We start from the raw sequence: 15,324 nt of genomic DNA, 5'->3' as shown, positions 1-15,324 counted from the left end.
AACTGATCGACTGCGGTCCAATTTTAAGGAGCGTGTCAAAAGTGAGTAAGTCAGATATTAATAAAATTAGCTTGGGTACTTTTATCGGACTGACAATGGCATTGTGTGCCACAGTTCGTAGTATCCCAACTTTAGCAGCCGTTGGATGGACGTTAATTTTCTATTCAATTTTTGCTGTTGTCTTTTTTGCGGGCCCTATTTCAATGATTTCCGGTGAACTTTCTACCATGTTGCCAGAAGAAGGCGGTCCACAATTATGGGTGAAAACTGCTTTAGGTAGTAAATGGGGATTTGTTGTTGCTTGGTTGTTATGGGTGCAAATGTTCCCAGGAATGGTAATGGTTGCCTCTACATTAGGGCCTCTTTTAGGTAATACATTTGGTAATGTTGCGTTAGGCAATAATCACTGGTTTGTTTTAGCTTGTATTTTAATTATTTATTGGATTATTACCATTTTGAATTTAAAATTTGATATGGCCAAAGTTGGTGGGAACATCGGTGTTTGGTTAGGAGTTTATATTCCAGTTGTCGTTATGTTTGTCTTAGGCCTATTTTCATTTTTCAAAGTGGGCTTGGTTTCAAATGGCTATTTAGGTGATTTTTCTTGGTCTAAAATATTACCCGACTTGCAACATATTGAAACATTAAAATATTTAGCTGGGATTAGCTTTATTTTCGTTGGTATTGAAATGAGTTCTGTTTATATGCCTCGATTAAAAGATTCAACTAAGAACTATACAAAAGGTGTTTTCATCGCTTTAATTGGTTTGGTTTTATTAAATGTTATTAATGCGATGTTAGTCGCAAATGTGGTTCCTGCAGGCAAAATGGAATTAGCTAATATTACGCAACCTATCATTATTTATTGCGAAATTTTAGGATTACCAACAATTATTGGCAATATTTTCAGTTTCATGGTCTTTATTGGGGTATTATTACAACTTTCTGCTTGGGTAACCGGTCCTTCAAAAACAATTATTCAAGTTGCTAGAGAAGGTTTCTTACCACCAAAATTTGGTTTCCAAAAAGAAAACAAATACGGTGTTTCTAAAAATGTTGTCTTAACCCAATCCATTGTCATTTCATTGTTTGCTTTATTATATGGCGTAATGGATGACGTTAGTGCGGTTTTCTTAACTTTAACAAATGCCACAACAATTGTTTATTGTATCGTTTATGTTTTAATTGCCATTTCTGTTTTGGAATTGCGCAAACACCGTCCTGAAATGGCTCGTCCTTACCGGATTGGTAAAAAAGGTAACGCCTTTGTTTGGGTTGTTAGCTTGATGTTATTATTTTCAATTGTAGTTGTTACTTATGCTACATTGAGAACTTCTACTTTAGCAAATGCATTACTTGTTGCAGCAATTGCAATTGTGATGTTTGTTATTCCTTTGGTCATTAATCACTTTAAGAAAAATGACTGGAAAGTTGCTGTTAGTGACAATTCTACAGACCACTTGCACCATAGTCATTAACAACTTGCTAAGCGTCCTGTCGTAAGTCCTTGCGGCCGGGCGCTTTTTAATGTATTCAAAACCCTGTCCTATTTTTATAAATTGTAAAGAAGGTATTGTTGTGAAAAAAATTTCTACTAAAGAAAGTGCTGCGATTTTAGCAGCCATGTTAGCTATTCTCGGAATATTAATTATCGGATTTCAATTAAGTCCGCATATTCCAATCTTATTTGTTTTTATGTTATTACTTTTATATGGACGTCTGAAAAAATTTTCGTGGGATGATATTCATGGGGGGATTATTAATGGGATTACACCTGGAATTATCCCCATTATTATCTTTTTATTAATTGGGGTATTAGTCGCTTCTTGGATTTTAGCCGGAACGATTCCTACTATTATGGTCTATGGCTTTAAAATTATTTCAGTTCGCTTTTTCTTACCGACAGTTTTTGTTGTTTGTTCGATTGTGGGTTTAACAGTTGGAAGCTCATTTACCACTATTTCAACGATTGGTATTGCTTTTTTAGGGATTGGTCATATTTTGGGGTTTCACGATGCTTATACCGCCGGTGCTGTCGTTTCAGGGGCATTTTTGGGCAATAATATCTCGCCTTTATCGGACACAACGAATTTGGCCGCTGGTATTGGCGAAATCGATTTGTTTCAACATATCGCAAATATGCGTTTTACGGATTTGCCAGCCTTTGCGATTAGCTTTTTACTTTATATTTTCTTAGGTCATACGAATAAAACAGCGAATTTGACCAGCGTAAATGATATGATTACGAGCATGCAAAACAATTTTTGGATTTCACCTTGGACCTTAATTCCGTTAGTGGTGTTATTTGTAATGGCAGTAAAAAAAATTCCTGCGATTGCGACCCTTTTAACCGGGGCTACTGTGGCTGTGGTCATTAGTTTTATTCACGACCAAAGTCTAACGGTTCAAAGAGTAGCCAATATTTTGATGAATGGTTTTAAAGCAGAAACCGACAGTGAAAAATTAAATACGCTTTTATCCAGGGGCGGCATCATGAGTATGCTCGGTTCGGCTAGCTTGATTATTTTAGCTTTAGCCTTAGGTGGCTTATTGTTAAAATATAAAATAGTGGAAAACATTGTGGAAGCGTTGAAAAATAAGATGGATAGACCTTCTCGTTTAATTGGTTTGACTGCACTAAGTAGTATTGGCGTAAACATTATCGTAGGTGAACAATACTTATCTGTGATTTTACCGGGGGAAACCTTTAAAAAATCTTTTGAAACAGCGAAGTTAGACAAACGCTATTTAACTAGAACGCTAGCGGATGCCGGCGCGAGCGTAAATGCCTTAATTCCATGGGGCGTCAGCGGTACCTTTATTGCGGGGACTTTGAAAGTAAGTGCGATGGAATATGTACCTTTTGCCTTTTTCCCTTTATTGGCTCCAGTGATTACGATTGTGGTAGGTTTTCTTTTAAATCAACGGCATACGCAGGCAACCCATCCAGTAAATTAAAAATGGAAATGAAAAGGAGGTGTGACAAATGTTTTGTCACACCTCCTTTTTTATGAATCAATGGCACTCCAAAAGCAGCTTCTTCGAAAATAAGCGGAAATCTTGCAAAAATTTGAGCAGCAATTTTCTTGAAATTCCCTCTTACTTCTTTCAACTGATCACTTCTGGCACAACTTCTTCTTGAAGCATAAAATTTAATGACGACGAATAATTTTTTTGCGGATTTCTTCAATCAAGATAAGTGGGAGCGGGATACAAATTAGAAATAGCCAATCTTGCAATTGGATGCCCGGGTCCCGAATAATTTTTGTAAGAAAGGAAGATACATCAAGCATGTGATTAAGATCACTTCAAAAATGATTCCACCTAAAATGCGCTTATTTGAAAATAAGCCAATTTGGAACAATGATTGTTTTTCAGTACGACAGTTAAAAACAGCGCCGATTTGACAGAAAACAATTGCCGCTAATGTCATGGTGGTAGCCATGGCATAAACTTTACCATTTGATGCTAATGCGACAGAGGGCCAGCCGTTTAAGTGGTTCACAAAAAGGTAAGCACCAATGGAAATAAGGGAAGCCAACAAGCCATACCAAGCAAATGCTTTTAAAATAATCTGTTTGGTTAACAAGTGTTCAGACTGTTTCCGTGGTGGCTTTTTCATTGTCCCTGCTTCAGTTTGTTCCGTAGCTAAACCTAATGCGGGCAGCATATCTGTACCAAGATCGATGGTCAAAATTTGCATAACCGTTAAAGGTAAAGGAATGGTACCTTTTGATATTAAAAATAATAATGAAGGAATTGCTTCAGGCATATTACTATTTAAAATATAAAGTAAAAATTTGCGAATATTGTTGTAAACAGTGCGTCCTTCTTCAATCGCATTAACAATTGAAGTGAAATTATCATCGGTTAAAATCATATCGGCGGCTTCTTTTGCAACATCTGTGCCAGTAATGCCCATGGCAACACCAATGTCGGCTTTTTTCAATGCTGGAGCATCATTCACCCCGTCACCAGTTGAAGCGACTACTTCACCTAAACTTTGCAGTGTGGAAACGACGCGATATTTTTGTTCAGGGGCCACCCGAGCGAAAATGATTTCATGACGTAAATTTTCTTTTAAAGTCGCCTCGCTCATGGCAGCTAAATCATCACCGGTAATGACCCGGACATCGTCACTTTTTACAATGCCGATTTTCCGTGCGATGCTTTCAGCGGTTAGTCCATAATCTCCGGTTACCATAATGATGCGAATGGCCGCATCGTGGCATTTTTGAATCGCATCCATCACATTTTCTCGTGGTGGATCTTGGCTGGCGGTAATACCAACAAAAATCAAATTTTGTTCGCAATTTTCAATCGTCAATTCTTCGTTAGATTTTAACGGACGATAGGCAAAAGCTAAGGTTCGTAACCCATCTTTGGCAAAACTGTCATTTTGAGTCAAGATTTGTTTTTTGAGGGTGTCGTCTAATGGAGCAATCTGCCCATTTTTTAAATAGTTCTGACAACAGCTTAAAACTTCGGTAATCCCACCTTTGGTAAAAACGTATTGCTGATTATCATGAGTGTGAATGGTGGACATACGTTTGTGTTTTGAGTCAAAGGGTAGTTCACTTTTTCGGGGATAATCTTTTTGTTCATCAATTAAATCATAATCCGCTTTAGCAGCCAAAATGAGAATACTACCTTCATCGGGGCTGCCAACGAGTTGATAGTAATCGTTTTTTTCTTCGATGGCAGAATCATTACATAAACTGCCAATGCGCAATAGTTGGAGCAAATCTTTTTCTTGAGACAGATCAATTCGTTTAGCGCCTTTTTTGACGATACCGTTTGGCTCATAGCCGGTACCAGACACTGTATAGTTTGCATTCGGGAGCCATACTTTTTCAATTGTCATTTCATTTTTGGTTAAAGTTCCGGTCTTATCTGAACAAATTACTGTTGTTTCACCTAGTGTTTCCACGCTATTCAAATGTTTAACCAAAGCATTCTTTTTTGCCATTTTTTGAACCGCCATCGCTAAAGACAGTGTAACTGTTGGCAGTAATCCTTCTGGAATAAAGGCTACGACCATTCCGAGCGCGAAAATAAATGCTTTTGCCCAAGGATAACCAACAAAAAAGACTGCAGCAATAAAAAATAAAATACCAATCACAATAGCAATCATTGAAAGCTGACGAGTTAAAATATCCAGTTCTTTTTGCAAAGGACTTTTCACATCGGTTACAGAAGTTGTTAAAGAGGCGATTTGTCCAAATTCAGTTGCCATCCCAGTAGCTAAAACGACAAACACGCCACTGCCGTTAACCACAGAAGTTCCTTCATAAACTAAATTTGCTTCGGCATATTTACCAGCACGCTTAAGGGCTTCCTCTGTTTGAATATCGATTTCTTTATTGACAGTAGTAGATTCTCCCGTTAATGAAGATTGATTGACTTCTAAGCTGTCAGCGGTTAGTAAACGACCGTCAGCGGGAATATTGTCCCCGCTGTTTAAGGTAACAATATCACCTGGGACTAATTCAGAAGCTAAAATTTTATTTGATTGGCCGTTTCGCACGACTTTAACGTAGCTGGGTAGCAACTTTTGAAGTGCGCTTGTGGCTTGTTGCGCGCGATATTGTTGCCAAAAACTAAAGACGCCGTTAATGATGTTAACGAGCCAAATCGCAATCCCTAATTCTGGCGTGCCAGTTAAAAGGGCAATAAAGCCGGCAATCCATAGTAAAATGGCCATCATACTGGTAAAATTGGTCAAAAATGTTTTGAGCATAGACTGCCTTTGTGTGGTTGCAATCACATTTTTACCATATTTTTCCATTCTTTTTTGGGCTTCTTGATCGGTAAGCCCACTTTTTGAACTATCTATCTTTGCGAAACTATCTTCACTGCTTATTTTGGCATATTCTTGTAGTGATTTTGTTTGTGTCATCTCACATCACCACCTTTGCCTATATTTTCCAAGACTCTTAAAAAAAATGCAAAAAATAACCCTTTTTTTCGAGAATACTTTCTTATTAGTAGAAAAACCGCTAAAATGAAATTATCACCAAAAAAGAAAGTAGGAATAACTGTGAGACCAAATCTTGGTTATTATGTCCAAAATATTAATGATATCGTACAAGATACTGAAAAAATTGGGGAAGAAATGAACCCTCATTATGAAATTATTCGTGCTGCCATTGATGCGGACACATTAACTGAATTAACCCCAGAGAAAATTACTGAAGTGGTAGATGTCTTTACAGCTGGCACCAAAAAATACAAAGCCATGCTGGCACAAATTGAAAAATTACGTCCGCCCGCTAAAGTAATGGGAATCCATAAAAAATTTCAACGTTCTTATGAGAAATACGTGGCTGGCTGTGATGAAATGATTGCCAGCTTACAAACTGCACAAGGAATTGATACCCCAGCTTTTAATGCGGCCGAAGAAAAACAAGATGAAGCAACAGATGAAATTTCATTTTCAATTCAACGGATGACCAATTTGCTACTAGGTAAAAAATAAAAGCTAAATCTGCTATTTTTTAGCAAAAGAGAAACTTGAAAAATTGAATTTCGATTTTTCAAGTTTCTTTCTTTATAAGTAAAAGGAATGATATCCTCCTCTCCAGAAATAGGGGGATCTACTCAGTGGCGTTGAGGCGAAATAGTTAACTGCGTTTGTTTCGCTTTTTAGTCGTCTGGTACATGCAGCGCTACCCGCTGCTTTTCGCTTTTCTTTATGGTACACTTCGCTCTTTTTTTACAAATAAATTGGTGATTGTAGAGTTCCAGACATGCATTTTTTAAACAAAAATAAACATTTGCAGCCTAGAAAAAACTGAAGCCAACCTTGAAAGGACAGTTGTATTAGCAAAACGAGAGTTATCTAATTTAACTATAACGTTATTTTTATGACAAAAAATACGTTGTCGTTTATATTAAATACATAACCAACAACAACCTTTTTATTTTTCATTTTACTCCATTTGAGAGTAATTACTCCTTTTTCCATTGGGCCTAACCAACCCGATGGTTTTTTTTGTGTCTAAAAACTAAAAAAGTGGGGTTTATTTTATATTTTGAGATAAATAGATGTGAAATGCTTTTTCGTCATAAAAAAATGGAAAAGAAATTATAAATCAAAAATTTAAATACAAATTAAATAAATGTTTTTTTATAGCATACCAGTGGAATATTAGATAGAGAATATCTAATATTTTTTAATTTTTTATGGAAAAAATTGTCAAATATTTAAAGTCATGCTACTCTTAAACTATTAAAAACGAAATGAGGGATCTTGCATTGAAATTTTAACCAATTTGTTGAAGCTGCATTTAGATGGAAAACTTGGAACGACCAAGGGTTTCGTGTGCAGATTTTCAGGATTGGTTGAATGATAATGGGAGGTCTTTTTGTCTGCCTTATTTATCATCGCTTCTGCGGCGACCGTTCCTGAAAATAGGAACGGTCTTTTTTATAGGGGAATGAGACAGGTGTTTGCAGGAAAAAAAGGATAACGCATTTGCTTAAAAAGCAATCCTTTACGCAGAAAGCCGGTTTTAAAGCCCTTTTACGAGGTGATAATATGTCAGTGATAAAAATACATGATTTAACTTTTGGTTTTGATAATCAAGGATTGTTGCTTTTTGATCATAGTAATTTAGTGATTGATAGCAGTTGGAAATTAGGGTTAATTGGACGTAATGGTCGTGGGAAAACGACTTTATTAAATCTATTGCAGCAAAAATTTCCTTACGAAGGTAAGATTACGCATCAAATGACCTTTACGTATTTTCCGCAAAAATTAATTGATAAAAACGAAATAACTTATTATGCGCTAAATGAAGTCGCGTCTTTCGAACAATGGCAGTTGGAACGGGAACTCAATTTGTTAGGCCTAGATCCGCTGATTTTGTGGCGCCCGTTTTCTAGCCTTTCTGGAGGAGAACAGACCAAAGTTTTACTAGCATTATTGTTTGTCGATGAATCAAATTTTCCTTTGATTGATGAGCCGACTAATCATTTGGATGTACTCGGACGCCAGCAAGTAGCGAAATATTTAAAACGAAAAAAGCAGGGATTTATCGTAGTCAGCCATGACCGGCATTTTGTCGATGAAGTGGTCGATCATATTTTATCGATAGAAAAAAGTCAGATAATTTTATATCAAGGGAATTTTTCTGTTTATGAGGAACAAAAAGGGTTACGAGATAAGTTTGAATTGGAACAAAACAGTAAGTTAAAAAAAGAAATTGGCAGACTCCAACAAACAGCAGCGGAAAAAGCCGAATGGGCACAGTCGCGTGAAGGCGATAAAACCAAAAAATCAAAAGGCTTCATCGATACTGAAATGCGTCGCGTCAATAAAGGTGCCGTGGGAGCAGATGCGGCTAGAACGATGAAACGCTCAAAAGCGATTATCAATCGCATAGAAGAGCAGGCAGCCAAAAAGGCGGAGTTATTAAAAGATATTGAAACGGTAGATACTGTAAAAATGAACTTTATACCCACTTATCATAAGTTGTTGTTACAAGTAGAAGATTTCACTCTCCAATATCCCGATAGTAAAGCCTTATTCAAACCCGTATCATTTGAATTGCGCCAAGGAGAACGGCTGGCAATTACCGGTGCAAATGGTGCTGGAAAATCTTCTTTAATCCATTATTTGATGGGACACTTCAAGGGCATTGGGGAAGGAAGCGTAAATCAACCTCAAAAATTAAATATCAGCTATGTCCGCCAAAATTATGAGGATAATCAGGGAACGTTAACGGAATTTGCGGCAAGTCATCATTTGAATTATGAAGACTTGCTAAATAATCTACGCAAACTGGGCGTTGAGCGTGAAGTTTTTTATAATAAAATTGAAGACATGAGTATGGGCCAAAGAAAACGCGTTGAACTTGCCAAATCACTGGCAACGCCAGCAGAGTTATTTCTTTGGGACGAGCCTTTAAATTATTTGGATGTCTTTAACCAAGAACAACTAGAAGAGGCCATTAAATTAGTTCAGCCTACTATGTTAATTGTGGAACACGATGAAACGTTCTTGAAAAATGTCGCGACAAAATTTTTGGAACTTAAAAAGCAGCCCTAACAGTAACTGCAAAATAAAAGACAGCCGCACATTTCCGTAAAGGAAGGCGCGGCTGTCTTTTCAATTTTCGACGTTACGAACGTAGTCGTCAAAGTATTTAATCAAATCGCTTTTCATTTTTTGATAATCTTCTTCGCTATATTCTTTTTCTTCAATTTTACCATTGAAAAAAGGCATATTTAATTCTTCTTTTAAACGATCCAAAGCTTCTTGTTGATTCATAATATGTTCTCCTATAACAAATTAAATGATTGGGTTAATGCTTCATATTGTTTTTGCATGGTGGTCAGACGTTTCTTTAAGCTTGTAATGTCGTCATCATCATGAAATAAAACTTGTTTGAGTTCAAAGTAGAAATCATCAAAGGCATTGACAAAAGCTTCTACTTCTTTGGTTTGCAGTTCATTGTTTTGGTCGCAACGAATATAGGCTTTTTCAGCAATAGCATAACCTTCGGCTGTCGTGAGAATCGCTAAATTTTCGTTATAACGACGACTGCTTACTAAATCAAAAACAGATTGACATTTGTTTAATAGATTTGAAAAGTCCTTTAGTAAAAGTTCAATAGGTGTTTTGGTAAACATGGGGGATTCCTCCAATTCTTTTTTTGCTAGTCTTCAAATAAAACACAGACACACTCTGGCGCATAAACATCTTTTTGAACTAAAGTTAAGTAGCCATCTGTTTCATTGCGGGTATAAAGTGACAAATTGTCGCTGTTTTGATTTGCACAAACTACATATCTTCCACTCGGATCAATGGCAAAATCACGGGGGAATTCGCCTTCGGTACTGATTGTTTGGATTTTTTCAATGGTTAAACCATCTGCTGAAACAGCAAAAACGACAATCGAATTGTGACCACGATTGGAAGCATAGACAAAACGACCATCTGCGCTAATGCGAATAGCCGCACCACCATTTGCTCCCGTGAAGTCTTTTGGTAATAAAGAATCTTGCATGATTTCAGCAAAACTACCATCTTCAGGATTATAACTTAAAACCGTCAGGGTGCTATTTAGTTCCCCTAATAAATAAGCAATATTTTTAGTAGGGTGAAAAACTAAATGACGTGGTCCTGCACCATCTTCTGTTTGATAGACTGCAACTTCATCTAATTTTCCGTCTTGACTGACATTGTACGTATAAACCCGATCGGTACCTAAATCACAAACGACAAGTCGTTTATCTGGAGTTAAATCAGTATAATGCACATGAGGGTTATCTTGATTTTCATTACTGCCGGTTGGCTCATCGTGTTTAATAATGACTTTGGATTCGAGGCTGCCATCTTCTTTTAAACCATAGACACTAATTTCACCTAAATGATAATTTGCACCGTAGACCAGTTGCCGTTGTTCATCGACAGCCACATAGCACAATGGCGCACCTTCTTTTGTAACGGCATTTAAAAAGTTGAAATTTTTATCATATGCGCCACAGCCGCCTTTGCCATCCACTGCAGTAACGGTATAAAGGTTTTTAGCTTTACTTTGCGCTAAGTAAGTGGGGCTGTTTTCTTCAGTAGCCAAACTTAAATTGACCAATTGCTCTTTGTCTGTATCCAATGTAATCCGATAAATTCCTTTGCTGTCACGTCGTGTATAAGTTCCTAATAATAAATGCTGTAACATGGTTTTCCTCCTAAACAATTATTGCCAAACTTTAAAAAAAGTTTTTCTTTCAAATAAGCTATGCTGATTCTATTTTACCACAAAGAATCCGCTTTAGAAGTTAGAGAAAAGTTTAGATATGTTATAATGAAAACTGTTAAAACTGTGCTAATAAATGAGTGAAAATGCGAAAAATTCGTTTAATGGATTGAAAAGTAAGGGAGATACACAATTTTCTGATTGGATGAATTTGCAACTTATTCACAGGATGAAAAGATGAAATTAAAAAGTAATTGGATAAAAGATGCAGGAGGCAATGACAAAATGATAACGGGAAAAATTACAGCAATTGGGGAACAAGCAATTGATGTCAATGAAAAATTATTGATTTTTTTTGATGAAAGTGCGACGAATGGATTAAAACCTTACGCAATCATCCAAGATGTACCAAAAGCCGCAGAAATCACTCTTCAAAAAGGAGACGAAATCCGTTTTGGGGATATGAAATATACAGTGAACCACGTGGGCAATACTGCCTTAAAAGGTCTTCATGAAATTCAACATGCTTCATTTGTATTTGATGAGGTGCCAGAATCTGACAGCATTGTAAACGGTGTTTACTTATCACCTTTTGAAGTGCCGCAGTTAGAAGTAGGGTTGACCATTACGTATCCTGGTAAGTAAGAATAAAAAAGCAAAGAGACGATTTTGACTTTGGCTTTTTTATACAGACAAACAGCAGCTAAAATCGTGTTGAAAAATTTCAAAATAAAACGTAAATTGAGCACGCCTTCAATCAAAAAAAGGATTAAAGTTGCAGTTGAACTTATTTTTATAATACTAAGAATATTGGAATCCGGAGGTTTGTAATGGAGAAAGATAAAAAAAGGTTATCCTGGTTTTGGAAATGGTTTTTAAATAATCAGTTTGTTACCGCATTGTTGATTATTTTATTAATATTATTAATTTTAAATGCTTTTACTAAGGTTTCTTATCTATTTGAGCCGGTTGCGCAATTTGTCGGCGTTGTTGGTTTACCAATTGTCTTAGCCGGGGTTTTTTACTATTTAATGAATCCTGCTGTTGACTATCTGGAAAAGAAAGGTCTAAAACGAATTTATAGTATTTTTCTTTTGTTTTTACTAGTCATTGGTTTAATTACGTGGGGTGTCGTGGTGATTGTACCGAAAATTCGTGAGCAAACAGTTAGCTTTATTGATAATTTTCCTAACTATCTAGATGTTATTGACCAAAAAGCCAATGAAATTTTAAATGATCCGATTTTTGGTACTTTTAAAGATCAATTTGATAGTTATGGGGATAAAATTACAACATGGCTTACGGACTTTATCCGCAATGTCTCCAGTTCGACTATCTCTAGTTTAGGTAAAATTGTCGGAGCAGTAGCCTCGACGCTGGTCGCTATTTTTACCATGCCGTTTATTTTGTTCTATCTTTTAAAAGATGGTCGAAATTTAACGCCTTATTTTGTCAAATTTTTGCCAAATAAAATACGTAAACCTACTTTAAAAGTGTTAAAAGAAATGAACGAGCAAGTCTCTTCTTATATTCGAGGGCAATTAACTGTCGCTTTTGCAGTGGCGATTATGTTTATTATTGGATTTTCCATTATCGGATTGGATTACTCTGTTACCTTAGGTGTAGTAGCAGGATTTTTAAATTTGATTCCTTATTTAGGTTCCTTTTTAGCCATGGTTCCGGCTATATTTTTAGGGATTGTCGCCGGTCCTGTTATGTTAGTCAAAGTATTAGTGGTATTTGTGATTGAACAGACCATTGAAGGCCGCTTAATTTCGCCATTGGTACTAGGCAATGAACTTTCTGTTCATCCGGTGACCATTTTACTGGTACTATTAACTTCTGGTAAGTTATTCGGCGTAGTGGGGGTTATTTTGGGGATTCCTGTCTATGCAGCTGCCAAGGTCTTAATTACCCATCTCTTTGAATGGTATAAAGACGTGTCGCAATACTATCATGAAGAAGAAAAAGCAGAAGAAGAAAAATAGAAAGAAAAAAAGGATAAACAGCCGCATTTGCTTGCGCTGTTTATCCTTTTTTTAAGCTGCTAATTCTTTTAAATCACGCATACCGCCAATTACGTGGACAGCTTTGAAACCGTGATTTTCTAAGAAATTCGCGATGATTTCTGAGCGACGTCCGGAATAGCTGATCACATAATAGGTCGCATTTTTATCTAATCTTTTTAATTCATTAGGTAAGCTGGTCGCTGGTACGGAAATGGCATGGGGCAAATGGCTCATTTCAAAGTCCTGCGGGTCGCGAATATCTAAGATGTTCAGCGCTTCGTTTTGACGTAGCAAGTTAAAATCTTGTACGGAAATTGAAGTCATCTTTCATCCTTCTTTCTTTTTGTAAGATGTTAGTATCTTAGGTTATTTCACTAAAAAATTCAATGTTTTTCTTTTTATCTGATAAAATAATGAAAAGAAAATAAATGTAAGCGATTTTCAAAGCGCCATTACACGACTAGCTATGAATAAAAGAATGTATAAAAAGAAAAAAAGAGAGGGAACTCTTGTTTTTCATCATGAAATCCTTTTCTTTGCTAAAGAGAATACGCAAGAACAAGCGTGGGATTAGGGTTCTTCGGGGTTTCGGCGGATATTGTGATTTTTTATTTAAATTTTATCAAAGTTTTGGTAGAGATAGTGGAGGTCAGCCATTTCCCCACAAATTTTGCTGCCAATATTTGTCGCTTTCACTTTTGTACGATTAGGAACTTCTTCAACCAAACGCTTCACGGAAATAATATCTGTGCCATTTGTTACTGCATCGGCAACAGACGTGAAAGGTTGGTGTGCTGCTAATTGCATACCGTAACTATTGGATAATAACGTATAACCAGCGATTCCGGTCGTTTTTTGATAACTTTTTGCATAACCGCCATCGATCACAATTAATTTATTATTCGCTTTAATCGGATCTTCACCTTTTTTCTCTTTTACCGGAGTATGCCCGTTAATAATATGGCCATGGGTGGGTAAACCGAATTCTGCCAACAGCTCTTGACAAATACTTTCGTCGTTACGTAACTGATAGTAAGCATTTTTCTTTTCAATATGGGTGTGTTTATCAGCAATATAGTAACGTTCAAATGTCGTCATCGCTTCTTTACCAAATAAAGAAGAACACTCTCCGGTCCATAAATACCACAGCATATCTGTCGCCAAATCTTCATGCTCGCAAGGATGCATATAACTTTTTCGCACTTGTTCTTCATAAAAATCCAGTAATGCTTTACCGGCATAATTATGGCCGTTAATCCGAAGTGATTTTAAATCCCCATTTTCATGTAAAGGAATACAGCCGTGAAATAACAAATTATCGTTGTAACATAAATACATGGCACCTGCTTCTAACAGAAAATCCATATGACGCTTTAGTTTTTCTGATTCTTGAATTGAAGACAGCAGTCGTGCAACTAAATCTTTTTCTTCAGAAGTTAAAGTTAGTGGCTGTTTGGAATCGATTGTTGGCGCTTGAAAATCAATTAACGGATATTGCTGCCCATTTAAAGTAATCGTCTGGGAAGAATAATCGATGCACGTTAACATATTGCGTTTGTCTAATAAAAATTCTGGTCGGCGCTGAATTAATTGACCCTCTAGTTTAAATTGTAAAATAGCGGTTGCTTGTTGCATTTGATTTAATAAAATTTGCTCGCTATCGGAAAACTCGTGAATATCTTCTGCTTTTAAATTAAAAGCAGGTTTTGGTTGATAGTACTTTTGTGCATAAGTTATTAAGGGACGTAAATTGATACCATACCGTTCTTCTAGAATATCTAAATTGCCGTAGCACGAAGAAATTCGTAGTAAGTTCATGACAGCTACCGGAGATCCTGCTACAGCAGCTAACCAGACAATATCATGATTGCCCCATTGAATATCAACAGAAGGCAAATTGTATAAGCGTTCCATAATATAATCAGGTTTTGGACCGCGATCATAAATGTCTCCGACAACATGGAGATGATCGACGACAAGTCTTTGAATGGTTTTGCATAATGCGCTGATAAGAGCTGGTGCTTGATTTAATGCAATAATACGCTGAATAATAGTCGCGAAATAGTCCACTTTATCTTTTTTTGTATCGACTTCTGTCAGCAATTCTTCAATAATATACGCAAATTGGGAAGGAAGTGCTTTTCTAACTTTTGAACGGGTATATTTACGCCCGGCATAATTGGTAACCTGTAAAAGATAAGGAATATTTTTCTGATAGTAAGTAACTAATTGCGTATTGTTTAATGTGGCTTTTTGCAAAGCTAATTTTTCTTCTGGGTAGTAAATTAGCGTACACAAATCGGTAATAGGAACCTGAGGCGCATCTTGAAAGCACTCTTTCACTTTTTCTTTCACGCTGCCAGACCCATTACGTAAAACATGATCAAAAGCATCAAATTCCCCGTGGAGATCACTAACAAAGTGTTCTGTTCCTTTTGGCAATTGCACGATTGCTTCTAAATTGATGAGCTCTGTTAAGACTTGTTCTTTTTGAGGAAATTTTTCCTTTAACAACTGGTAGTACTTCTTTTCCAAATTAACACCTCCGTCACGGTAATAATATAGCAAATTATTTCACTTGTGTATAGTTTGTAAAATGCTTTTAAATAAGT

11 protein-coding genes and 1 pseudogene are annotated in these 15,324 nt (G+C 36.4%); 6 read left to right on the top strand and 6 right to left on the bottom strand.

The genetic code is table 11. From position 1 onward, the window contains the following. The first annotated feature begins 41 nt into the window (after positions 1-41). Together tyrP and nhaC are read left to right on the top strand one after the other, a co-directional pair. Complete coding sequence (gene tyrP / locus RK01_RS08620; protein ID WP_016172910.1) at positions 42-1,478, top strand: tyrosine-tyramine antiporter; 1,437 nt, start codon at positions 42-44, stop codon at positions 1,476-1,478. 49 nt (positions 1,479-1,527) lie between these two features. Then, the gene (gene nhaC / locus RK01_RS08615; RefSeq protein WP_051113721.1) at positions 1,528-2,958 is read left to right on the top strand and encodes a Na+/H+ antiporter NhaC; all 1,431 of its coding nucleotides are present in this window, start codon (positions 1,528-1,530) and stop codon (positions 2,956-2,958) included. Between the two features lie 194 nt (positions 2,959-3,152). Here the strand turns inward: nhaC and RK01_RS08610 are convergent. After that, positions 3,153-5,899: pseudogene (locus tag RK01_RS08610) on the bottom strand (cation-translocating P-type ATPase). 141 nt (positions 5,900-6,040) lie between these two features. Here RK01_RS08610 and RK01_RS08605 point away from each other — a divergent pair. After that, positions 6,041-6,478 (top strand): hypothetical protein, encoded by a 438-nt coding sequence (locus RK01_RS08605; protein ID WP_016172907.1) that lies wholly within the window; start codon positions 6,041-6,043, stop codon positions 6,476-6,478. Between the two features lie 1,062 nt (positions 6,479-7,540). Beyond that, positions 7,541-9,052, top strand: coding sequence for a ribosomal protection-like ABC-F family protein (gene abc-f, locus RK01_RS08600; protein WP_016172906.1), 1,512 nt, complete (start codon positions 7,541-7,543; stop codon positions 9,050-9,052). Between the two features lie 60 nt (positions 9,053-9,112). On the opposite strand, the gene RK01_RS13750 is transcribed toward abc-f, so the two are convergent. From RK01_RS13750 to RK01_RS08590, 3 genes are read right to left on the bottom strand one after another with little or no spacing between them, the layout of a single operon-like run. Continuing rightward, the gene (locus RK01_RS13750; protein WP_016172905.1) at positions 9,113-9,274 is read right to left on the bottom strand and encodes a hypothetical protein; all 162 of its coding nucleotides are present in this window, start codon (positions 9,272-9,274) and stop codon (positions 9,113-9,115) included. 11 nt (positions 9,275-9,285) lie between these two features. Then, complete coding sequence (locus tag RK01_RS08595) at positions 9,286-9,636, bottom strand: hypothetical protein (RefSeq protein ID WP_016172904.1); 351 nt, start codon at positions 9,634-9,636, stop codon at positions 9,286-9,288. A 26-nt stretch (positions 9,637-9,662) separates the two neighbouring features. Beyond that, a complete protein-coding gene (locus RK01_RS08590) occupies positions 9,663-10,685 on the bottom strand; it encodes a lactonase family protein (protein ID WP_016172903.1) in 1,023 nt (340 codons plus the stop codon). 255 nt (positions 10,686-10,940) lie between these two features. Here RK01_RS08590 and RK01_RS08585 point away from each other — a divergent pair, with 255 nt between their 5' ends. Together RK01_RS08585 and RK01_RS08580 are read left to right on the top strand one after the other, a co-directional pair. After that, a complete protein-coding gene (locus RK01_RS08585; protein WP_016172902.1) occupies positions 10,941-11,348 on the top strand; it encodes a PTS glucitol/sorbitol transporter subunit IIA in 408 nt (135 codons plus the stop codon). Between the two features lie 185 nt (positions 11,349-11,533). Beyond that, positions 11,534-12,691, top strand: a complete 1,158-nt coding sequence (locus tag RK01_RS08580) for an AI-2E family transporter (RefSeq protein WP_016172901.1) — start codon at positions 11,534-11,536, stop codon at positions 12,689-12,691. A gap of 51 nt (positions 12,692-12,742) precedes the next feature. On the opposite strand, the gene RK01_RS08575 is transcribed toward RK01_RS08580, so the two are convergent. Together RK01_RS08575 and RK01_RS08570 are read right to left on the bottom strand one after the other, a co-directional pair. After that, positions 12,743-13,036 carry a rhodanese-like domain-containing protein gene (locus RK01_RS08575; protein WP_016172900.1) on the bottom strand — a complete coding sequence of 98 codons (294 nt, stop codon included), beginning with the start codon at positions 13,034-13,036 and terminating at the stop codon, positions 12,743-12,745. 288 nt (positions 13,037-13,324) lie between these two features. Continuing rightward, entirely contained in the window at positions 13,325-15,247 is a 1,923-nt protein-coding gene (locus RK01_RS08570) for a fructose-bisphosphatase class III (RefSeq protein WP_016172899.1), read from the bottom strand. Between the last annotated feature and the right edge of the window lie 77 nt (positions 15,248-15,324).

This window comes from Enterococcus dispar ATCC 51266 (assembly GCF_000406945.1).
GTDB lineage: Bacteria > Bacillota > Bacilli > Lactobacillales > Enterococcaceae > Enterococcus_C > Enterococcus_C dispar.
This window is presented reverse-complemented; position numbering and strand designations above follow the sequence as displayed.

Coding starts and splice junctions, on each gene's coding strand:
- nhaC (WP_051113721.1), top strand. CDS start 1,528: ATGTATTCAAAACCCTGTCCTATTTTTATAAATTGTAAAGAAGGTATT.
- abc-f (WP_016172906.1), top strand. CDS start 7,541: ATGTCAGTGATAAAAATACATGATTTAACTTTTGGTTTTGATAATCAA.
- RK01_RS13750 (WP_016172905.1), bottom strand. CDS start 9,274: ATGAATCAACAAGAAGCTTTGGATCGTTTAAAAGAAGAATTAAATATG.
- RK01_RS08595 (WP_016172904.1), bottom strand. CDS start 9,636: ATGTTTACCAAAACACCTATTGAACTTTTACTAAAGGACTTTTCAAAT.
- RK01_RS08590 (WP_016172903.1), bottom strand. CDS start 10,685: ATGTTACAGCATTTATTATTAGGAACTTATACACGACGTGACAGCAAA.
- RK01_RS08585 (WP_016172902.1), top strand. CDS start 10,941: ATGAAATTAAAAAGTAATTGGATAAAAGATGCAGGAGGCAATGACAAA.
- RK01_RS08580 (WP_016172901.1), top strand. CDS start 11,534: ATGGAGAAAGATAAAAAAAGGTTATCCTGGTTTTGGAAATGGTTTTTA.
- RK01_RS08575 (WP_016172900.1), bottom strand. CDS start 13,036: ATGACTTCAATTTCCGTACAAGATTTTAACTTGCTACGTCAAAACGAA.